Below are 21,409 nucleotides of genomic sequence, written 5' to 3'. Positions count from 1 at the left end.
GTTTGCTTTTAATGCTCGAGTCGGTGGTAATAAGTAGGGGTGTACTCCGGGAGCAACTCGGGGTGGAATACCTTTATGAAGTCCTTGAGTAGTAGGTCGGGATGGATAATGGCCGACTCATAATAGGGGGTAGTGGATAGGTTGCAATGGATAACCCCCTTTTCCTTAAACGCCTTAAAGTCTTTGTACCGCTCGTCTTGAGCTTGTAGAGCCTTGTAGGTAAATTCTCCATCAAAGCTACTTAGGATGCGCCAGTAATCTACCTCGGCGGCTTTGCTATAGATGGTCTCGAAGTCTAGGGTAACGCCTCCGGTATTGGGGTCATCTTTGAGGAAGTAATCAGCGCCTGCATCTCGGAATAGTTGTGCAAGAAAGCTCTTACCACCTACAGCGTACCAAGTGCCGCTCTTGAGATCGCCACTAAAGACCGTTGGGCGAGGTGTTGCCTTCTCGGCTATCTCTTTCCACTTGTTGTATTCGTCTCTTAGCTCGGCAAATACCTTATTAGCCTCACTCTCTTTACCCAGCAGTAGCCCAATGAACTTAATCCATTCCGCTTGGCCAAGAGGACTATTCTCCTTATATCCCAGATGGGGGATTAGGGGGATATCTACGTCTTTGAGGTCGTCGTAACCTCCTCGTTTGAAGGGTGAAATCAAGATAATATCAGGCTCTATCGCCATTACTACCTCTCTATCGAAATTCCCTTCGATGCCTATTTTGTTGATTTTCCCGCTCTTTATTCGCTCCTTAACCTCTTGATTAAATAGATGTCGGGTGCTACTCATCCCCACCACCTTGTCTAGTTGATCGAGAGCGATGAAGTTGGATAGCTGTAGGGTAGTCATACAAACAACCCGATTAAGCGGGATCGAAATCTGCGTGTATTCGCTAGGGATGGCACTTTTGTCGCACTGCGCTGCATCCTGAATAAAGGCAAAGTGATACTGAGTCGCCTCTTCGGGGTTTTGGGGATCCGATAGGGTAGCGAGTACTGCTCCGGGGATATATTGTAGACGAAAACCCTCAGCATACTCTACCTCGATCCGCTTGGCAGCGTCTCCGGTGTACTGCAAAGAGTCTTCTGTTTTTTGGTCGGATTGTTTCCCATTGGAGCAAGCCGAAACAGCCCCCCAGAGGAGGAGCGTGAAGAAGGAATAGAAGAGGATTTTTTTCATACGAAGTTAGCTAGCAAGAGGGAGAATCTAATAAAGCACCACCGAAGAGCTCCTCTTTCTGAGTCGAGAAAGGGCCCGTTCGGTGGTTTTGTAGGGAGAATGGATTAAGCCTCTGGGTATAGCTCGTGCAGGCGAGCGGCTACTTCTTTACCCAGCTCAAAGGCTTTGTTTAGATCGTCTTCGTTGGGAGCTCCCATTTGCTCTAGAGGAGTGCCAACAAGTTCCCACCCCATCTCTTCTGCAAAGGGAGTAAGCTTGCGTACAGCCTGTCCAGCCCATGAGCAAGAACCGAATATAGCGCAAATGTGATTCTTTACTTCCCTCAGTCGGATCATGTTGAGCATATTTTGGATAGGCATATAGATCTCGTTGCTATAGGTGGGGCAGCCTACCACAAGGGCACGATAGCGGAATAGGTCGCGAAGAATGTAGGAGGGGTTCGTGCGCGATACGTCATGGCAAACCACCTCTTTAATACCGGCTTCTCCAAGTCCTCGTGCTATGGTGTCTGCCATTACCGTAGTATTGCCATACATACTTCCGTAGAGTACCACAGCCCCTTTTTGGGTATCGTATTTGCTTAGTTGGTCGTAGATGGCAAGGGCACGTGGGAAGCCTTCATTGGTCCATACGGGCCCGTGTGTAGAGCAAATTGCATTGAGGGTGAGGTTCATCCCAAGTACTTTGGTAAGTGCTTTTTGCACGAAAGGACCATATTTCCCAACGATGCAGGCATAGTAGCGATACATCTCTGTATAGTACATCTCCAGTGAGAGCTTGTGGTCGAGCACGTGCGAATCGAGGGTGCCAAAAGTACCAAAGGCATCTGCCGAGAAGAGTACTCCTTCGGTAGCATCGTAGGTAAACATTACCTCGGGCCAGTGCACCATGGGAGCCATAATGAAGGAGAGGTTGTGGTTGCCAGTAGACAACGTGTCTCCATCATTTACGGTGATGAGTTCTGCTTTAAGGTCCGGATAATAGGCCTGAAGCATGTTAAAGGTCTTTTTGTTGCCGACTAGCTGGATATTGGGGTAGTGGCGTTGTAGCATCCCGATAGAGCCGCTATGGTCGGGCTCCATGTGGTTGATTACGAGATAATCAATAGGACGATCCCCAATGATTCTCTCTATCTGGCGGAAGAATTGCTCGGAGTAACAGATATCTACCGTATCTATGAGGGTGATCTTTTCATCCACAATAAGATACGAGTTGTAGCTTACCCCATGGGGGAGGGGCCACATGCTTTCGAAGAGATCTTTGGTGCGATCGTTTACACCTACGTAGTAAATGGATGGGGTAATGTTTATCTGCGGAATCATAGGATATGTATTAAAAGTGGATTTAGTTTTCTTTTTTTTCGGGGAGAGGAGTAACCTCTAATGCCGGGCGTCGCAGTGCGTAGATGATAAGAGCGAGCCCTACAATTATAAATGGGATACTGAGGATTTGTCCTTGGTTTAGCCCAATGGTATCCACCCATTTTAGCTCCCAAGCCTCTTGTACAAACTTCAATTTCTCTATGAAGATTCGAGCGGTAAATGTGCCAAAAAGGAACCATCCTAAAATCAATCCCGGGCGGCGGCGAGCAGCATCTCGACCCCAATAAAGCCAGCAACACACCCCAAATACGATGAGGTAGGCTAGGGCTTCGTAGATGGCCGTCGGGTGGCATCCCATATCTGTGTTGAGGGCGAGATATTCCTGAGAGCGTATAAAGCGGAATGCCCAGGGGAGGTCTGTGGTCACGCCAAATATCTCACTATTCATGAGGTTGCCAATACGGATCATGGCCGCAACGAGCCCCACGGGTACGGCAAGTCTGTCTAGTGTCCATGTAATAGGCTTATGGGTAACCCTACGCGAGAAGATCCACACGGCAATGATAATCCCGATGGTTCCTCCATGGCTGGCAAGTCCTCCTTCCCAAACTTTGAATATCTCTATGGGGTTGGCTAGGTAATGAGCCGGGTCGTAGAATAGGCAGTGCCCTAGTCTCGCACCTACGAGAGTGCTGATGACAATGTACCACCAAAGTTTTTCGAACCAACTATCGGGAAGTTGCTCCCGCTTCCAGATAAGTCGCTCGATGTAGGGCCCTATTAGGATGAGCCCAAGGCTGAAAAGCAGGCTATACCAGCGCACTTCTTTCCCAAAGAGGGTGAATAGAGTAGGGTCAACGTCCCACGTTATAGCATTAAGGGTAAACATAATTCTTTAGCAGAGTTTGGTAATCCATTTTTCACGATCCCCCGGTAGAAGGTCTATTGGAGCAATCTCCGGCATGGTATAGGCACCGGGAGCCATTCTGAGGGCAGCTCGGGCAGCACAAACCATTACCTGAGCCGTGAGAGCCGGATTGTTGATTCTCATCTCGAAGTTGAGGTGTTGATTGTGGGTCGCTCCCGATACGCCTTTGCGCTCCATAGATACTCCATGTCCCATATCGACGAGCTGATCCACATCGTCTACCACGACTACATGCGTTTCGTCATGGGCAAAGTAATCATCTTGTTTGATGCGCTGTGCTACCTCGCTTTCGTTGTACCCTGGGGCTAATTCGATATAAACCATACGGCGATGAAGCCCTGTTCCGATAGGGATCGTAACGGAGAGAGCCCTCTCTACCCCCTCAATAGCTTTTACAGCTACGGTGTGTCCCATACTCATCCCAGGGCCAAAATTGGTATACGTAATGCCTCGGGGTACTATTGCTTCCATCAGGGTACGCACCATGGAGTCACTCCCGGGATCCCATCCTGCTGATAGAACGGCCACTGTCTTATGGGCTATCGCTGCCGCGTGCAGAGAGCGGCGAAGGGGCACGATACCGCTGTGAATGTCGAATGTATCCACCGTAGCAACCCCTCGAGAGAGGATATCTAGGGCATACTCTTCTACGGCACGAGTTGGGGTACATAGTAGAGCCACGTCCACCTTGCCAAGTGCATCAATCGAAGTTACTACGGGAATATCTTGGAGGGCAGTGGGTTGTTTCTCCGTTAAGGAACGACGTACAACCCCAGCCAGTTCAAAGTCCGGAGAAGCCTTAATGGCATCAAGGGCATAACGTCCTATATTGCCATAGCCCACAACAGCTACGCGATATTTCTGATTCATACTCCTATATCTCTATACTTGCTTTGTCGTGTTTCTTTTTATAGGCTTGGAAGAAGTGACGATGAAAAGCCTCCTCAACCTGTTGTTTTACAAGCTCCATGGTGGTGGGTTTGCCCATTTCTTGAGCCATGGATGTTACGCCCTTATTGGTGAAACCACAAGGATTTATCCAGGAAAAATAGGATAGATCGGTAAACACATTAAGGGCAAACCCATGCAATGTAACGTAGCGAGAAGAGTGTACGCCAATAGCACAAATCTTGCGAGCTTGTGGGGTACTGGGGTCTATCCAAACTCCCGTGGCACCTTCTAAACGTTCCCCATGGATGCCATTAACCCTTAGTACATCAATAATACATTGCTCTAAGGTATATATGTATTGTTTGATGCCCATCCCAAATTGCTCTAGGTCGAAGATGGGATAACCCGTTATCTGCCCCGGCCCATGATAGGTAATGTCTCCGCCTCGGTCAATATGGTGAAGGGAAATCCCCTTTGCATGCAAAGCCTCTTCGGGAAGGAGGAGGTTGCTTTCTTTGCCGTGCTTCCCGAGCGTAAAAACCGGTTCATGCTCACAAAAAAGAAGCGTGTTTTTGGGCGCTTCTCCCCGCTGCTTTTGCTCTATGGCTGTTTGGAATAATTCTTTTTGTAGAGCATAAGCCTCTGCATAGGGGATACTGTGGCAGTCTCTGAATTCGTAGGGGAGATGGGGAGCAAGAGAGGCTCTAAAGTTTGTTTTGTTGTGGATCTCTAGACGGCCATTTATGCGTTCAAGACTGAGACCATCGTAACTAGCAAACACTCCCTCCGGGAGCATTAGGGCTAAGTCTACAGCGCGAGGCGCATGATGAGATAGGTGTATTATGAAAGTGTTCCTAGCCTTTACTCCCTTACTAAGAGCTATTGCCTCTTCGATCGTTTGATGGGTAGGATGAGGCTTGGTAAAGCGTAACCCATTGACCAAAAGGGTGTCTACTCCGCGGAGTTTCTCTACCTCTTCGTCGGGAATTGTCTTTAGATCGGTAATGAAGGCAAAGTCGCCAACCCTAAATCCCGTGATGGGGAGCCTTCCATGAAACACGCGTATGGGTTCGAATGTAAGCCCTTCTACCTCAAAAGGAGCTAGTGAGATCTCCCTAAGTTTAAGTCTTGGAGTTCCAAGGTAAGGTGTCTTCCCAAAATAGTAATGTAGTCGGTATCGGATTGCTTCTAGGACACGATTTTCTGCGTAGATAGGCAGATCTCGTGCCCACGCAATGGTACGTAGATCATCGAGTCCGGCAATGTGGTCGTAGTGTTCGTGGCTTAATACAATAGCGTCTAGCTCATCTATTTCTGCAAGGATGGCTTGTTGCCTAAAGTCGGGGCTGCAATCTAAGAGGATCTTTTTCCCTTCGTTTGTCTCTAAAAGGACAGAGGTACGGGTTCGATTGTCGGCAGGGTCAGTACTTAGGCAGGTACTACAATAGCAGCCCACCTCGGGTACTCCGGTGCTGGTGCCGGATCCTAAAATCCGTACAGATCTAATCTCTTTTTTTTGCATCTCTGCGCTATTTGGGTTAGCTACGAGTAGGAGCTCCGATATAACGGACTTCTGGGTGAAGGGTCACACCAAAGGCTGCTTCTACTTTTTCGACCAATAGGGATGCAAACTGAGCAACTTCTGTACCCTTTGCACCTCCTCGATTGACCAATATAAGCGGTTGCCGCTCATAGGTACCAACATTTCCTACACGATACCCTTTGAGACCGGCATTATCTAATAACCAAGCTGCCGATAGTTTTACCCCTTGCGATGCCGGATAGTGAGGCATATCGGGATACTTCTCCTGTAACTCTTGGTAAACCTCCGAGGAGACAATAGGGTTCATGAAAAAGCTTCCTGCGTTGGGAAGTACTTTAGGATCTGGGAGCTTTGCTTGGCGAATCTCGATAACGGCTCTCCGCACATCTCGGGGAGTTATATTCCCACTTGGGAGATAGTCGTGTAGAGCCTTGTAGGAGAGATTAACATTCGCTTTACGCGAGAGGGCGAAGACTACATGTGTAATGATGTAACGCTCGGCCTCCTTCTCTTTGAAGTAACTATAGCGGTAGTCGTAGAGACATTCCTTGGGGGAGAAAACTCGTTTCGACCGTGTTTTGAGGTCGAATGTCTCTACTTGGTATATTAGTTGGGCTACTTCGCTACCATAAGCTCCTATATTTTGCACGGCAGCAGCGCCTACAGAACCCGGAATCCAAGAGAGGTTTTCGGCTCCGTAGTAGCCTTGCTCTAGAGACCAAGCTACAAATTCATCCCAAATAATACCCGATCCAATGCGTAGTAAAACGCTGTCTTGATCTTCGCCTTTGGGCGTAGGAAGCACCTCTCTATCCTTGATCTCGGAGTAGAGTATAGCTCCATGGTAGTCGTTGAGGAATAGCAAATTACTTCCCTCACCGATAGCTAGGTAGGGAAGACTTGTAAAGTATTCATCGCGGGCTAGACGATCAAGATCGTCGAGAGAATGATACGAAACCCACCAGTCCGCAGTGGCTTCGATACCGAAGGTGTTGTGCGAGACTAGTGGGAATTTCTCTTTTATTTCCATCGATTAGCGAGCTTCTCTTTCAAGCAGCCAAGCGTCTTGGAACTGAGGAGCAAAACGTTCTTTGATTTGTTCGCGACTAGAAACAGCTTCTTCGCGGCTCATAAAGCTAGCCACGATTACGCGGATCATTCCGTGTTCGTTTTCTGCAAGAATGGGCTTAAAACCTGCTTCTTCCATGCGTTCCTTTAGAGAAAGAGCATTGGTGCGGTTTTGGAAGCTTCCGATAACTACGCTATAACGATTGAGACGATTAGCATCTTCTCCTTCGGAGGGAGTTAGACGCTCGCGACGCATTTGTACAGAACTCTGAGCAGGCTTTGACACGATGATGTCGTTTTCGTCCGCCTCTGGAGCATGGTTCGAAGATTGATTTTGAGCAATCTCACGTTGCTTTGCTTTCTCGTATACCTGGCGATAGGTGCTTTGTTTGGGCTTGCAGGCTCCGAGAGAAACCACGAGAGCTAGTGCAGAAAGTGCAATAATTGATTTCTTCATCTGTCTATCAATATTTAGAGTTTCTAATACTTATGTGCACACCTTAGGGAGTCCTTTGTGCGAGAGTCGCTCTCCCGATTTTCTCCATAGGTTGAGACTGAACCAAAGAGTCGAAGGAATCTCCATCGATTCTACGCAGCATCACAAAGGTAGTGAGTTTTTTGTTTTGAGCCACTTTTACCCCCTTGTTAGAGAGAAGTGTTGCTATCTGTTTGGGTTATGTTGCTATCTAAGTAAATCTCTTTTGGGTACTCTACATGAGCTAAAAAGAGGGCCTCTCCACGCACGGAGGCTCCTGCTCTATTACGATCTTGTGCATGAATAATCTCTATAATATCTTCCGGAGCAAGGGTCGAAGCCCCCACCTCTAAGAGAGTGCCCACAATAGCACGTACCATATTGCGTAAGAAGCGATTGGCTGTGATGCTAAATTGCCAAGTAGAAGGGTAGAGCGAGGGAGACCAAAAAGCCTCCTGTACCGTACATATATTGGTATGCGTATCGGTATGCAGACGACTAAAACTGATAAAGTCGTGCGTACCAAGAAGGTATTGAGCCGCTTGGTTCATCTTCTTGATGTCGGGAAAAGGGCGCACCGGTAGCACCCATTGCCGATTAAAGGGATCGCGTTCTTCCGCTATAAAGTAGAGATAGCGGCGAGATGTTGCATCGAAGCGTGCGTGGGCAGAAGGCTGCACCGGTGTAATGCTTCGGATATTTATGCTATGAGGTAAGATGCCATTGAGACTTTTGCGCCAGCGATAAGGCGAGCCTTTTGCCATCTCGGGTATATCCACATGAGCCGGCAAAGAGTAGGCATTCACCCCCGCATCGGTACGCCCCGCTCCTACAATAGAGACGGGGACACGGAAAAGAAGGGATAAAGCCTCCTCTACTACTTGCTGCACGGCAAGCCCATTGGGCTGACGCTGCCAACCACAGTAGCTACTTCCATCGAAGGCTATATCTAAGAAATAGCGAGGCATAGAGAGCTACTTTTTAGATTTGGTGACCGTTCGTTTACCGGTTGATCCTTTGCGAGTACCTGATGGATGACCATTCTTTATGATCTCAAGGCACTCTTCGTATGTGAGTTCGGCTGCCCGCTCTTTTTGCTCTTTGCTTAGTTTATAGTTTTCCTTCCCATGTTTGAGGAAAGGTCCAAAACGTCCCGTACGTATGGTGAGTTCCGGATCCTCAGAGAACCTCTTTAGCTCAGATTTTATCTCCTCTTCACGTTTCGCCTGTATGAGAGCTATACACTCATCTAGCGTGATGGAAAGGGGGTCGTACTGCTTAGGAATGGAGGTGAACTTGCCTGCATGTTGAATGTAGGGACCGAAGCGACCCGAAGCCACTTTTACGTCACTCCCCTCAAATTGACCCGCGGTACGAGGTAGTTTGAAGAGGTCTAGAGCCTCCTCCAGCGTAATGGTTTGGATGGATTGCCCCTCCCGTAGTGATGCAAAACTTGCTTTCTCGGTAGGCGTGTTCTCTCCTATTTGTACCAAAGGTCCATAGCGGCCAATGCGTACTGTTACAGCTTTATTTGTGGCAGGGTCAATACCTAGATTTCGTTCTCCTCTAGCGTGATTGTCAAAAGATTCTAGGGCCGTCTCCACCATGGGATGGAAGAGGGTGTAGAATTGTTCCATAGTGTTGGTCCAAATCTCTTTCCCTTCGGCTATTCGGTCGAAGAGCCCTTCTACTTGAGCCGTAAAGTTGTAATCGATAACCTTTGGGAAGTTCTCTACAAGAAAATCATTCACCACAATCCCGATGTCTGTGGGGAGAAGTTTGCCCTTATCGGCACCTATTTTCTCCGTACGTATCTTGAGAGTAGGTGTGGGATGCTGGGCGTTGCAGATATAGTCATGGTACTTATGTTCGCTCCCACTACTGGTCCCTTTTTGTACGTACTCTCTAGCTTGTATAACTTGTATTGTGGGGGCATAAGTAGAGGGTCGTCCGATACCAAGCTCTTCTAATCTGCGTACGAGAGAGGCCTCTGAGTAACGAGCCGGAGCACGTGTTATATGCTCTGTAGCAACGAGCTCTTGGGTATTGAGCATTTCTCCCTTACTAAGAGTTGGGAGTTGATGGGGATTATTCTTTTCTTCCTCTTCGTCGCTATGAGAAGTATAGTTATAGGCTTTGAGGAATCCCTCGAAACGGATCACCTCCCCCTCTGCTACGAAAACGTCGTTAGAGGTCTGACCCCTAAAGGTTGCCGTTGTCTTCTCCAAAACGACGTCTGCCATCTGGGAGGCTAGAGTCCGTTTATGGATCATTTCGTAGAGTTTTTGCTCTTGGGGAGTACCCGAGATACTCTCTTTGCTCAGATCTGTAGGGCGGATAGCTTCGTGTGCCTCTTGTGCTCCCTTACTCTTTGTCTTGTACTTTCGTAGTTGGTAGTAGCTCTCGCCCCATCGCTCTTTTATGGCTTTGGCAGCACTATTAAGTGCCAATGTGGAGAGGTTAACGGAGTCCGTTCGCATATAGGTAATGTGCCCGGATTCGTATAGTTTTTGCGCAATGCGCATGGTTGTACCTACGGTGTATCCTAGTTTGCGAGCCGCCTCTTGTTGTAGAGTAGAGGTGGTAAAGGGGGCTGCAGGAGAGCGCCTGCCGGGCTTGCTCACGAGACTTAGTACCTCCATCTCTTGAGCACTATTGCGGCTTAAGAAATCCTTGGCTTCTTCTGCGGTATCAAATGTTTTTTCTGCAACGGCTTGCAAGCAATCTTTCCCTGTTTGTTTGCAAAGAGAGGCTACTACCTTATACGAAGAGGAGGGGACAAACTGCTGAATCTCCCGTTCTCTATCTACGATAAGACGAACGGCTACCGACTGTACACGTCCTGCCGAGAGTGCCGGCTTAATGCGTTTCCATAGGATGGGAGAAAGCTCAAAACCTACGATGCGGTCGAGTACGCGACGAGCTTGTTGTGCATCTACAAGGTTGAGATCGATATCCCGAGGATGGGCGATGGCATAGTCAATTGCTTGCTGTGTTATTTCGTGAAAAACAATCCTTTTTGTTGGCTTTCCTGCACGTTCTAACACCTCGTATAGGTGCCAAGCAATAGCCTCTCCCTCGCGGTCTTCATCGGATGCTAACCACACCATCTGGGCATTGTCGGCTGCCTGTTTTAGATCTCGTACTACAGCAAGTTTATCCTTACTTACAATGTAGTTTGGAGCGAATTGATGCGAAATGTCTATACCTAATCCACTCTTTTTTAAGTCGCGAATATGTCCATAGCTTGAGAGTACTCGGAAGCCTTTCCCAAGGAATTTCTCTATCGTCTTAGCTTTGGCAGGTGATTCGACAATCACGAGGTTAGGGGTCTTTTGCATCGCTTTTCCGTATTTTGCGGACAAAGGTAATAGGTTCATGCGAACTAGAAAAGTCTCCACGAGAGCAGAGTCGCCTACGCTTGTTCTCTAAAAATCCCTTTGGAGCGTTCTCTTAGAGGTCAGTTATTCCCAAGGAGAAAAGAACTAGACCCTTGCTCAAAATTACCTATTCCTCTCATCAATGTTTGCCTGATAATAAAAAATAAATAGCCCTAGATCTGGGGAAATCTAGGGCTGTATCGAGTCTGTGATTAGGGTGAGATTTTATTTGAAATCACCCAGAGGGGGATGTGAGGAATCCCCTCCCTTTGCTATGACTTATATCTAGAGGAATTATAAATCCTCGTTCTATTTTGTCTCATCACGGGGTCGCTAGTAATTACGAACCATGCTAAGGGGAGAGGGCACTGTCGGGATTACTCTACGTATAGGAGGAGCCCCTTTAGATATTCTCCCTCGGGATGGTAAATACTTATGGGATGATCGGAGGCTTGGCGCATCTGTCGTAGAATCCGTACACTGCGCCCGGTCTGTACCGCTGCTGTGAGTACCGTTAGTCGGAATTCTTCGGGAGAGACAGCTTGGGAGCAACTATAGGTGAAGAGCAAACCTCCCGGAGCAATCCTTTCTAAGGCAAGGGCATTGAGTTTGCGGTAGCCATTGAGAGCGTTTTTTACAGCGGAACGTTTCTTGGCAAATGCCGGAGGGTCTAAAACAATAAGGTCAAAACTCCCTTTGGCGATACCCTTTAGATATTCGAAGGCATCGGCTACAACCCCTTCGTGTCTACCGCCTGCAATGGAGTCTCCCCAGTTGCAAGCAACGTTTTCCTCAACTAGGGAAAGGGCACGTGCTGAGCTATCGACCGAGACCACCTCTTCTGCTTTCCCTTGCAAAGCATAGAGACTGAAGCCTCCGGAATAACAAAACATATTGAGAACCCTTTTGCCACAAGCCATCTCTCCTACAAGTTGGCGATTCTCTCGTTGATCAATGAAAAATCCTGTCTTTTGTCCGTGCTCCCAGTCCGGAATAAACTGGATGCCATTCTCTAATACAATCTCGGCTTTATTGTTCCCCACTATAAATCCATCACCCACGTACTCCTCGCTGTGTGAGGGTAGTGTGCTCGAAGATTTGTCGTAAACAGCTGTTACCTCGGGAGAAAGTAGCTTTATAAGTATATCTGCAATGACTTTTATTTGCCGGTACATACCCAAGCTATGAGCCTGTATTACCGCCGTGGATCCGTAGATGTCAATGATGAGCCCCGGAAGCCCATCCCCTTCGCCATGAATCAAGCGGTACACTGTATTGGTAGACGAGACTAAGTGTAGTTCCTTGCGTAGCCGGTAAGCTGCCGATATCCTTTCGAGGAAGAAGAGGGAAAGGTCGGTAATGGTCTGATGCCCATAGGTGAGCATTCTAACGGCGATGCTACCTCCTTCGTAAAAACCGGAGCCTAGAGCTTTGCCATCGTGAGAGAAAACTTCGACTAAACTTCCTACTTCCGGAGAGCCCTCTATGTGGGCAATTGCACCACTAAATATCCAAGGATGAAAGCGGCAGACTGATTCGTCTCGACCTGCTCGTAACGTAATGTGTAGGGGAGAAGGGACTGGATTCATCTATTAAAAAAAGAGTATTTGGGTTGTGACAACGTCAAAAGGATTTGTTATTGTGGAGGCTAGTGGGGCAGTATTGTGATACCTCCTAACCGCTCGGCAATCTCTTTCTTTTTGAGATTGAGTTCGTTGATACGTTGTAGTAGGGTCATTATTTGCGAACCATCTCCATGCTGTTGTGCATCACTTAGAGATTGCCGGCACTGTTCGATTTCTTGCAAAATACGTTCTACACGGAGGGCATCAATAGCGTGGAGAGACTCGTTAATGATAGTATCTAGTTCTGGGCTATTGTCTTCGTTGTATATGCCCAATGCTTGGCGTTGTGCTCGGGACAACTGGTACCGATCGCTCAGGAGGTCTAGGGTGAGGTCCGCAATGCGTGGTTCCGGATGATTGGCAAAGAAATGAGCCGGGCGGAAGCTCTCTGTAGTACTTAATTGCTCAATGCTTTCGTTTACAATTTTCTGGAATAGGGGAGTAGACTTCTCTATCTCTTCTGCTCCGAACCACTCGTATATATAGAGCGCGAGGGGCATATCGCTTTGGGTTCCATCGCCGTTGTCAATAGGGATAAGGCGTTCTCCGTAGCGAATTATAAGGCGTAGGAGCTCAATCTCTTGGCGCGTAGGGGGAATTTCCGGTAGAGTAGGAGTGTCAGAAGGTAGAGCCTCATCTTCCGTCTCGCTGAGAGGGGTATCTTCTTCGTGCTCCTTTTCTTCATTGCGCCTTCGCTCCTCTTGTAGGGCTGCTTGTCGGCTGCGAGCCTGCTCTTCGTTTGCCCTACCCATAAGGTGGTTGGAACGAGCAATTTTTACTTGCCGGAGGAGTAGCTCTTCGTCAATATGGAGAGTTTGAGCTACACTTTGGGCATATACGCTTCGTTCTATAGTGTCTGGGATAAGTCCTATGCTGTGAACAAGATCATTGATAACGGCTGCTCGCCTCCCGGGGCTAGATGCCATATCATCTTGGAATAGTCCTGTTTTGAATGTGATAAAGTCGACTTCGTGCTCCGAAATGTAGTCATTAAACTCATCAATGGTTCGGCTACGAGAGAAAGAATCGGGGTCTTCACCTGCGGGCAAGACGAGTACTCGTATATGCATTCCTGCCTCAAGGAGTAAATCAATCCCCCGTATTGCCGCCTTTATACCGGCAGCATCCCCATCGTAGAGTACGGTAATGTTTTTGGAGAAACGACGGATTAAGCGGATTTGTTCTCGTGTGAGGGCTGTACCGCTGGAGGCTACCACATTTTCGATACCGGCTTGATGCATGGCAATTACATCCATATATCCCTCCACCAAGTAGACTTTGTCCTTTTGGGCAATCGCCTTTTTTGCAAAATAAAGTCCGTACAATTCGCGACTTTTTGAGTAGATAATATTCTCCGGAGAGTTTATATACTTTGCCATTTTGTCGCTCTTCCCCATGATGCGCCCCCCGAAGGCGACGATACGTCCGCTTACGGAGTGGACGGGAAACATGATGCGCTCTCGGAAGCGGTCGCCTCCCAATCTTCCCTCACTGGGCTCGAAACACAACCCCGTAGCGTACAAATATTTCGCATTATAGCCGGCTTGGGTCGCTGCTGTGAGTAGGGCATTATGAGAGGATGGGGCATATCCCAATTGGAATTTCTCGATCACCTCTTCGGTTACGCCGCGAGAGTGAAAGTAGGAGAGAGCAATATTGCGCCCTTCGTCGCCCTCTAGAAGTTGCTTCCCAAAGTACTCTGCTGCAAACTTTTGCACCAAATACATACTTTCTTGCTGGTTACGACGCTCTCGCTCCTCGGGGCTCTCCTCTCGCTCCTCTAGGGGGATTCCATACTTGCGAGCTAGGTAGCGGAGGGCTTCCGGGAAGGTCATCTTCTCCAACTTCATAAGGAAAGATACCGGGGTACCTCCCTCACCACACGAAAAGCATTTGCAGATGTTTTTGGATGGCGATACGTGGAATGAGGGACGACGATCTGCGTGAAAAGGGCATAACCCTATGTAATCCACGCCCGCTCTGCGGAGTGAAACAAAGTCGCTAACTACATCAACAATATGTGCAGTATCAATGATTTTCTGTTTTGTAACCTCGTCTATCATTGCCTCTCTTGAGGGTGCTTTTAGGGCTAATTTTGGTAGTATACACGACGCACTCGAGGTGCAAGATCGGCAATAAGTTCGTAGGGAATCGTATCGATGGCACTTGCGAGGTCTTCAATCCGAGCCTCTTTATCACCAAAGAGTATTACCTCGTCTCCCTCTTGAGCTTCGGGGCATTGGCTTAGGTCAATCATGCAGGTATCCATGCAAACATTCCCCACAATCGGGCAGCGCTTGCCATGCACTACTACCCATCCTCTGCCGCAGCTCATGCGTCGGCTGTAGCCATCGGCATAACCAATGGGGATGATACCAATCTCGCCTCCTTGGGTGAGATGTCCACGTCTACCATACCCAATCGTTTCATCTCCGGAGATATATGACTTTTGTAGTAGGGTGGTGCGCAGCCGTACTGCCGGCTCAAGATGCTTATCCATAGTTGGGGATATGCCATACAATCCGATACCGAGTCGTACACAATCGAAAGCGTATTGGGGGAATCTCTCTACACCTGCAGTGTTAAGAGCATGGTAGAGGGGGCGGTACCCTGCAATCTCTGAGAATTGATCGGCCGTGGTGCGGAATACTTCAAGTTGATTGCGTGTGAAGGCGTCTTCTTCCGGCATATCTGCCGCTGCCAAATGTGTGAAAATACTCCGAGCACGTAGCAGGTGGCTCTGCGCAAAAAAGCGAGCCAATTCGGGAATCTCGTCCGGACGGAATCCGAGTCTGTGCATACCGGTATCTACTTCTATATGCACTCCGATATTATCAAAGCCCTGTTTGTCAATCTTATTTGCAAGAGCGCGCAGCAACTTCCACGAGAAAACAACGGGTTCTAGGTGCCACTCCAAAAGGGTATCAAAGGCTGTTGGCTCCGGATTCATCACGAGGATGGGAGAGAGAATACCCTGACTGCGCAATTCGCGTCCCTCATCGGCCACGGCTACGGCAAGGGCACCTACGTGCATTTGGTCTAGTTTTTTGGCGACTTCGTAGGCTCCTACTCCATAGCCTTGAGCCTTGACCATGGCAATGCATTGCGTCCCTTGTGGTAGTTTGGAGCGGTAGTACTGGAGATTGTGGGCCACAGCATCCAAATCGACCTCTAGGGTCGTCTCATGCACTTTGCGCGACAGACGATCCGAAATGCGTTCGCAATGAAAGGATCGAGCGCCTTTGATTAGGATGCAGGCTTGTGAAAGCTGTTGTGGAATGTCGCTGGATAAGAAGTCTTCTACACTGGGGAAGAAGTTCCTTTCGCCGATTACTGCCGGGAAAAACTCTCGATAAGCAAATAGCTCCTTCCCTATCCCGTAGAATTTACTAATCCTATATTTCCCAATGAGTTCTCCTACACGGCTGTAAAGAGGCCGCTCGTTAAGAGCACTCTGCTGTATCTCGGTCAGGATAAGTACGGGCTCAAGATCGGCGTCGGTTGCACGTTGTTGCTGGAAGTCAAGAGCGATCTTTAGGGAGTTTATATCGTTGTTGTAAACATCGTTGATAATAAGATTATTCCTATTCCCTTCGATGAGCTCCAAACGCATTTCTACGGGTTCGAGCTTCGAGAATAGCTCAGGATGGTCAATTAACGAGGGGTTAATGATGATCGTGGTAAGGACGCACGTAAGTACATTCTCAATGGAGGCTTGATCGGTAAAGGGGATTTCGATGGAGTATTCTATCCCCAAGACCAAAAAGTTAAGCTTGGTAGTGTCTCGCCCTGTCTCTATACTACGAACGTAGAGATGGGCTTTTGGGTCTTTTCTACTCCATCCCCGAGCTCGAGAGAGAAGGCCCAATCTTTGTAACCCTGCCACTATCTCGGGCTCGTCCATATTGTAGACAATGCGATCGCAACCACCAAAGAGGAGTAGTTTTTCGTCTACCTTTTGGGCAATGCTACTAAAGTTTTCTTGATGTGCCGAGCCTATGTTGGTAATAACTCCGATGGTGGGTTTGATCACCTCTTCTATGCGAGCCATCTCTCCTAATTGGGAGATGCCTGCTTCGAAAATGGCAATTTGATCCTCCGAAGTCATCTTGAGAACCGATAGGGGAACCCCGAGTTGGGAGTTGTAACTGCGAGGCGAACGCACCACTCGATAAGTATCTGCAAGTAGCTGATAGAGGAATTCTTTGACAATGGTCTTGCCATTACTCCCTGTAACCCCTACGACGGGGATATTGAACTCTCTACGCCACTCCGCGGCTATCTTCTGTAGAGAACGAATAACATCTCGAACCTCTAGAAAGTTAGCATCGGGGTATTGTTGGGTCAGTTTGTCGAATTCATCCTTGACAACGAAGCTGCGAACTCCATGGTTATAGAGCTGATCAATATAGAGATGCCCATCACCTGTGACTGTACGAATCGCAAAAAATAGGGTGCTCTGGGGGTGCATGAGGGAACGGCTATCGGTGAGGAAATGCTCAATGAAGACTTCACTACGAATTGCACATTGGTGAGCGTGTATCTTTTCTGCAATAGTCTGTAGAGTGTACATAGGATCTTTATTCTCTTCTATTATTTACATCCTTTGGTGCGGCACCCGAGCCAAAAGCTCCTCTTTTTGAGGTTTTTTCTTTTTCTCTTTGGTGCTTTACGACTTGCTAAGGTACGTGTTTTTCGCGACTTTGAAGGGGTTACAACTCCCCTTTTTTATCTGAAATGAAAGGAACTAACTCTCATAGAATATTATAGCACAAACTCAACCCTCATCCCGTTTGGTAGTCATGTTGTATCTGCTAAAGTAGTGTTTTTTGTAACCTTTTTGGGACTAAAACCGCTCGAAAATAGGGCGTTTTCTCATAGTGAGACAACAAAAAAGCCCTCGATATTGAGGGCTAAATACCTGATAATCAGGTTGTGATCAGGTCGGGATTCGAACCCGAGACCGACTGCTTAGAAGGCAGTTGCTCTATCCAGCTGAGCTACCTGACCAAGACCCATCATGTGAAGATCCGAGCGCAAAGGTACAAAAACTGAACTAATCTACTAGCTTTTTGAGACTAGCAAAACGGATCAGTATCGTTTTTTCTCCGGCGGTATCGAAGTTGACTTGTATTTTGGAGTTTTCTCCCTTGTCAAGTACACTCGTTACTACTCCTCGCCCGAATGTGGGATGTTGCACAATATCTCCTACCGAAAAATCCACGGTTCCCTTAGGGGCGCCTTTGGGAGCTTTCCTTTGCGAATAGGGGATGGGGATAGCTCGTTTACTGCCTGAAGCTCCTTGTAAAGATGGGGCAAAAGAGGATTCTTTTTTCTCTGAAATAGGGAATTTTTCTCCCTGAGAAGGAGGTGAATTTAGGGTAGCAATATCCTCAAAATCTAGCCCTAACTCTCCGCGTCGATTCTTGCTACTTCCCCATGAGGAGAGGGGGGCAAAGTCATTACTTCTACTTGTGAATTTAAGGTCTGCCGAGCAATTGTACAGATTCAGATACCTCATGTCCAGATCTCTCAAGAAGCGGCTGGGGATCATGTATTCTGTCATCCCATTGATGGCTCTGTAGCGTGCAAAGGAGATAGAACAATACTCTTTGGCACGGGTAATTGCCACGTAGAGAAGACGACGTTCCTCCTCTATATTTTCCTCTTCAGCACTCAGCATAGAGGGGAATAGCCCCTCTTCTAGACCAACAATGTATACGTAGTCGAACTCAAGTCCTTTGGCTGCGTGGATGGTCATTAGGTGCACGGCATCGGCATTTTCTCCCGTCTCTAGGTTGTCTGTAATCAGGGTGACGCCTTGGAGGAAAAGCACGAGCAGGTCGTGTAGAGAGGTGGTCTCGCCTCGCTCAAAAAAGAGCCCATCAGCCGAAGTTTCATCCTCAAACTCTTGTACTCCGGAGACGAATTCGTTTACATTCTCCAGCTGAGTGTGCCCTTCAATAGAAGTGTCTGCACGGAGTATATCCAGGATTTGAGAACGAAGGAGGATAGACTGTACCCACTCCACAAGTGTCTTGGCCTCGGGATTATAAGTAATATCACGGATTAGCTCTAGATAGGCCGTGAGTTTGGTGCGGGCAGACGAAGGGAGAGCATCCGGGCGAGCTATAAGAGACTCTGCTGCAGTGAAGAGAGAGGTTTTGCTCTCGGCGGCTTCTGTTCGGATTAAGGACAGCGTTTTATCACCAATCCCCTTACGAGGGTATTTGGCAGCACGCTCAAAGGCTTCGTTGTTATGAGGGTTTGCAATGAGTTGCAGATAAGCTAGTACATTTTTGATCTCGGCTCTACTGTAGAAGGCAATACCTCCATAGATGCGATAGGGAATACCTGCTTGGCGTAACTGATCCTCGAAAAGACGGCTTTGTGCATTGGTGCGATAGAGTATAGCAAAGGAGCCGTAGGAGGTATCCGAGTGTTTGCAGTAGCGTTTGTAGATAGACTCTACAACGTGTTGAGCTTCGCGATAGCCAGACTCCATCTCGTAGAGGTCAATTTTTTCTCCCTTTGCTCGGTTAGAAAAAACTTCTTTTTTAATTCTGTGTACGTTGTGCTCAATCAAACTATTTGCCAGTGCCACGATGCGCTGAGAAGAACGGTAGTTTTCTTCGAGTTTGAAAAGCCGTGCCGAGGGGAACGTGTGCGTGAAGGTGAGGATGTTTTGCATGCTGGCTCCACGGAACGAATAGATGCTTTGAGCGTCGTCTCCTACGGCGAATATCCGCTGTTTGGCCTCTACAAGACGGCGTGCTATCAAGTACTGAGAGGGGTTGGTATCTTGGTACTCATCGATGAGTAGATAGTCTACACTCGCAGCGCACTCGGCCTGTACGTCGGGATGATCTCGTAAGAGGATATTGAAATAGTACAGAAGGTCGTCAAAATCCATGGCGTTGGCTTGACGGCATTGTGCTACATAAGCTGCATAGAGGGAGTGCAACATGGGTACCCCTCGTCGGTAGTCGTACTCTGCGTATTCGCCTCCGGCAGCATAGCCTTCGGGGGTGATTAGGTTGTTTTTGCAGTGCGAAATCCTCCCCAATACCAGCTTGGGTGTGTAGAATTTAGGGTCGAGCGCCATCTCCTTTATAATGCGTTTGACAAGGCTTTTGCTGTCACTCGTATCATAAATACTAAAGTTGGGAGTGAACCCCAAAAGCGGAGCGTATATACGCAGATAGCGCGAAAAGACAGAGTGAAAGGTACCCAGCTTCATGCGGAAGGTATCCCTACTCCCCACCATAGACTCCACACGAGAAAGCATCTCTCGAGCCGCTTTATTGGTAAAGGTGAGAGCCATAAGTTTGTGAGGGTCATACCCCTCCTCAAGTAGATGAGCTAGCTTGTAGGTAAGTACACGTGTCTTGCCGGATCCTGCTCCGGCAATTACCAAGGCTGGGCCATCATCGTAGAGTACCGCCTCGGCCTGAGCAGGATTGAGTTCCTTTTCGTAGTCTATCATTGGTGACTGAGTAGAGCCTCTATCTTCTCGATCAGAAGCTGTCGAGCTTGATCATCGTTCAGTATATGCACCGTATCGTGTAGCCATTTCTCTACTTGTTTTTGGGCATCATGTAGATGTCCCTCATTGCTTCCTATTCCTTTGAAGTCACCCCAAGTGAGGTGCTCGGTATGAGTGCGACAGAATACAAAAGAGTGCAGTATGTCGGGGAAGTTCTCTCCATTATCGAGGAGGGGGAATAGGGGGCGATAGTCGCGTATGAAGCGGTAGAAAGGACCAATAATGTAGGGAGAAATGTGCTGAGCAATAGAAGAGAATTGCACGGGAGTCAGGTGATTGACCGACTTAAGATGCATGTATAGATGCTTAAACTTGAGTCGTTTGATGGTGATAGACATCTTATTGTGCCACTCTTTTAGGAGATCGGCATTCTCTATAAAGATGCAGTTGTATAGGTTGGCAAAGAAGCGTTCCTTTACGTTGAAGGACTCAGGAGTGACAATATTCAGTTTCTCTTGCCGGAGAGGGGAGTGCTGGATGAGTCTCTTCCAGAGGCTCACAGAGTAGGCATCCTCTGCCACAATAAGAGAGGGAGTGGCTTCTATAGAATTGGTATAATCAATGATGGCAATGATCTGTTTGCGGAGTGTTGTGGTCATCTCTCCCACTACAATACCATTCCCTTGCAGTAGATACTCAAACATCTCATGGCGCAACTCGGGCTGGGTACAGGTCAAGGCATAGTCCGTAGCGAGCTCTCTATCGGGGTATCTCTCAACCAATTGTCGTTGCCAATTTGTGGCTTCAAGCTCTCCTTCTACAAACTCCCAAACGTCGTCGTAACAGCGGAAGTCTCCATTGATGGCCAGCCCCTCTTCATAAATCTGTTCGAGCTTAGGGTAATGCTCCTCTAGGAGTATGTTGTTGCTATCGAAGTACCTGCGTCTAAATGACTCGTAGCTCTTGAGGTCACTAATCCCGATGCTCAGGCGCACAGACCTCCCTCCTTTGTAGCTTACGTATAAAGAGGTGTGACGAGGGGTATAAGCCCGGTGCCCCCAGGGATACCCTTCTTCGTGTTTCTGTAAATAAAGGGAGACGGCTTCTATATGTTTACAGGTCCCTAAACCATTGGTTCGGAAGTCGAGGCACGAACAAAAGTTCTTGTCACTACGTACTCCTCTAAAGGCTACGCGGTAGTGATTTGCACCGTTGTGCACTAAATAGTCCCCCCATATTTTATTGTCATCGAGATGCTCAACGATAAATTCATTATCGCGTGCAAATTCATGCCGAAGAGCCACTTGCCACTCCTCAACCGTCATCCCCTCCGGGCAAAAACGATTTGATAGTTTAGGTCTTTCCATGCTGTCTCTATATGAATATATCCTTATATAATCTGACCAAAGATACGCAACAATTCTCTGTAGTGATGCTTAGTAATGCCCTATGGTCAGGTGCCTCCGAAAGGGAAAGTGTGGAGGAAAGAATCTCCGTCGCTCCCCGAGGGGGC

Annotated in this window: 14 protein-coding genes, 1 tRNA gene and 1 pseudogene; all 16 read right to left on the bottom strand. The window is 48.0% G+C overall.

Translation table 11 applies throughout. The annotated features are described in order from the left end of the window. Nucleotides 1-8 precede the first annotated feature (8 nt). Nucleotides 9-1,178 (bottom strand): ABC transporter substrate-binding protein, encoded by a 1,170-nt coding sequence (locus ACTTHR_RS02990; RefSeq protein WP_442605138.1) that lies wholly within the window; start codon nucleotides 1,176-1,178, stop codon nucleotides 9-11. Nucleotides 1,179-1,282: 104 nt separating this feature from the next. Beyond that, the gene (locus ACTTHR_RS02985) at nucleotides 1,283-2,500 is read right to left on the bottom strand and encodes an FprA family A-type flavoprotein (protein WP_442605137.1); all 1,218 of its coding nucleotides are present in this window, start codon (nucleotides 2,498-2,500) and stop codon (nucleotides 1,283-1,285) included. Nucleotides 2,501-2,522: 22 nt separating this feature from the next. Then, nucleotides 2,523-3,389, bottom strand: coding sequence for a prolipoprotein diacylglyceryl transferase (gene lgt / locus ACTTHR_RS02980; RefSeq protein WP_304285052.1), 867 nt, complete (start codon nucleotides 3,387-3,389; stop codon nucleotides 2,523-2,525). 6 nt (nucleotides 3,390-3,395) lie between these two features. After that, nucleotides 3,396-4,298, bottom strand: a complete 903-nt coding sequence (locus tag ACTTHR_RS02975) for a diaminopimelate dehydrogenase (protein WP_304285051.1) — start codon at nucleotides 4,296-4,298, stop codon at nucleotides 3,396-3,398. Nucleotides 4,299-4,302: 4 nt separating this feature from the next. Beyond that, entirely contained in the window at nucleotides 4,303-5,046 is a 744-nt protein-coding gene (gene lipB / locus ACTTHR_RS02970) for a lipoyl(octanoyl) transferase LipB (RefSeq protein ID WP_442605198.1), read from the bottom strand. Nucleotides 5,047-5,166: 120 nt separating this feature from the next. Next, nucleotides 5,167-5,841: pseudogene (locus ACTTHR_RS02965) on the bottom strand (MBL fold metallo-hydrolase); the annotation flags it as partial. A 16-nt stretch (nucleotides 5,842-5,857) separates the two neighbouring features. Then, entirely contained in the window at nucleotides 5,858-6,892 is a 1,035-nt protein-coding gene (murB, locus tag ACTTHR_RS02960) for a UDP-N-acetylmuramate dehydrogenase (protein WP_442605136.1), read from the bottom strand. A 3-nt stretch (nucleotides 6,893-6,895) separates the two neighbouring features. Continuing rightward, nucleotides 6,896-7,387 carry an SPOR domain-containing protein gene (locus ACTTHR_RS02955; protein WP_004334415.1) on the bottom strand — a complete coding sequence of 164 codons (492 nt, stop codon included), beginning with the start codon at nucleotides 7,385-7,387 and terminating at the stop codon, nucleotides 6,896-6,898. Between the two features lie 188 nt (nucleotides 7,388-7,575). Continuing rightward, on the bottom strand, nucleotides 7,576-8,373 hold the full coding sequence (gene truA, locus ACTTHR_RS02950; RefSeq protein ID WP_442605135.1) for a tRNA pseudouridine(38-40) synthase TruA: 798 nt from the start codon (nucleotides 8,371-8,373) through the stop codon (nucleotides 7,576-7,578). 6 nt (nucleotides 8,374-8,379) lie between these two features. Further along, nucleotides 8,380-10,746: a type I DNA topoisomerase gene (topA, locus tag ACTTHR_RS02945; RefSeq protein ID WP_442605134.1), complete on the bottom strand. Its 2,367-nt coding sequence runs from the start codon at nucleotides 10,744-10,746 to the stop codon at nucleotides 8,380-8,382. 416 nt (nucleotides 10,747-11,162) lie between these two features. Further along, on the bottom strand, nucleotides 11,163-12,374 hold the full coding sequence (locus ACTTHR_RS02940) for a class I SAM-dependent rRNA methyltransferase (protein WP_442605133.1): 1,212 nt from the start codon (nucleotides 12,372-12,374) through the stop codon (nucleotides 11,163-11,165). Between the two features lie 59 nt (nucleotides 12,375-12,433). Continuing rightward, complete coding sequence (gene dnaG / locus ACTTHR_RS02935) at nucleotides 12,434-14,473, bottom strand: DNA primase (RefSeq protein ID WP_442605132.1); 2,040 nt, start codon at nucleotides 14,471-14,473, stop codon at nucleotides 12,434-12,436. 26 nt (nucleotides 14,474-14,499) lie between these two features. Continuing rightward, nucleotides 14,500-16,983, bottom strand: a complete 2,484-nt coding sequence (locus ACTTHR_RS02930) for a bifunctional UDP-N-acetylmuramoyl-tripeptide:D-alanyl-D-alanine ligase/alanine racemase (protein WP_442605131.1) — start codon at nucleotides 16,981-16,983, stop codon at nucleotides 14,500-14,502. Nucleotides 16,984-17,346: 363 nt separating this feature from the next. Next, nucleotides 17,347-17,420, bottom strand: a tRNA-Arg gene (locus ACTTHR_RS02925). Between the two features lie 46 nt (nucleotides 17,421-17,466). Further along, nucleotides 17,467-19,896, bottom strand: coding sequence for an ATP-dependent helicase (locus ACTTHR_RS02920; protein WP_442605130.1), 2,430 nt, complete (start codon nucleotides 19,894-19,896; stop codon nucleotides 17,467-17,469). Beyond that, nucleotides 19,893-21,263, bottom strand: a complete 1,371-nt coding sequence (locus ACTTHR_RS02915; RefSeq protein WP_442605129.1) for an SWIM zinc finger family protein — start codon at nucleotides 21,261-21,263, stop codon at nucleotides 19,893-19,895. The genes ACTTHR_RS02920 and ACTTHR_RS02915 overlap by 4 nt, the downstream gene beginning before the upstream one ends. Between the last annotated feature and the right edge of the window lie 146 nt (nucleotides 21,264-21,409).

It is taken from the genome of Porphyromonas endodontalis, assembly GCF_052173515.1.
Classification (GTDB): Bacteria; Bacteroidota; Bacteroidia; order Bacteroidales; family Porphyromonadaceae; genus Porphyromonas; species Porphyromonas endodontalis_A.
This window is presented reverse-complemented; position numbering and strand designations above follow the sequence as displayed.

Bases quoted from the DNA above. Each gene is read 5' to 3' on its own strand.
- ACTTHR_RS02990 (WP_442605138.1), bottom strand. From the start codon at position 1,178: ATGAAAAAAATCCTCTTCTATTCCTTCTTCACGCTCCTCCTCTGGGGG.
- ACTTHR_RS02985 (WP_442605137.1), bottom strand. From the start codon at position 2,500: ATGATTCCGCAGATAAACATTACCCCATCCATTTACTACGTAGGTGTA.
- lgt (WP_304285052.1), bottom strand. From the start codon at position 3,389: ATGTTTACCCTTAATGCTATAACGTGGGACGTTGACCCTACTCTATTC.
- ACTTHR_RS02975 (WP_304285051.1), bottom strand. From the start codon at position 4,298: ATGAATCAGAAATATCGCGTAGCTGTTGTGGGCTATGGCAATATAGGA.
- murB (WP_442605136.1), bottom strand. From the start codon at position 6,892: ATGGAAATAAAAGAGAAATTCCCACTAGTCTCGCACAACACCTTCGGT.
- ACTTHR_RS02955 (WP_004334415.1), bottom strand. From the start codon at position 7,387: ATGAAGAAATCAATTATTGCACTTTCTGCACTAGCTCTCGTGGTTTCT.
- truA (WP_442605135.1), bottom strand. From the start codon at position 8,373: ATGCCTCGCTATTTCTTAGATATAGCCTTCGATGGAAGTAGCTACTGT.
- topA (WP_442605134.1), bottom strand. From the start codon at position 10,746: ATGCAAAAGACCCCTAACCTCGTGATTGTCGAATCACCTGCCAAAGCT.
- ACTTHR_RS02940 (WP_442605133.1), bottom strand. From the start codon at position 12,374: ATGAATCCAGTCCCTTCTCCCCTACACATTACGTTACGAGCAGGTCGA.
- dnaG (WP_442605132.1), bottom strand. From the start codon at position 14,473: ATGATAGACGAGGTTACAAAACAGAAAATCATTGATACTGCACATATT.
- ACTTHR_RS02930 (WP_442605131.1), bottom strand. From the start codon at position 16,983: ATGTACACTCTACAGACTATTGCAGAAAAGATACACGCTCACCAATGT.
- ACTTHR_RS02920 (WP_442605130.1), bottom strand. From the start codon at position 19,896: ATGATAGACTACGAAAAGGAACTCAATCCTGCTCAGGCCGAGGCGGTA.
- ACTTHR_RS02915 (WP_442605129.1), bottom strand. From the start codon at position 21,263: ATGGAAAGACCTAAACTATCAAATCGTTTTTGCCCGGAGGGGATGACG.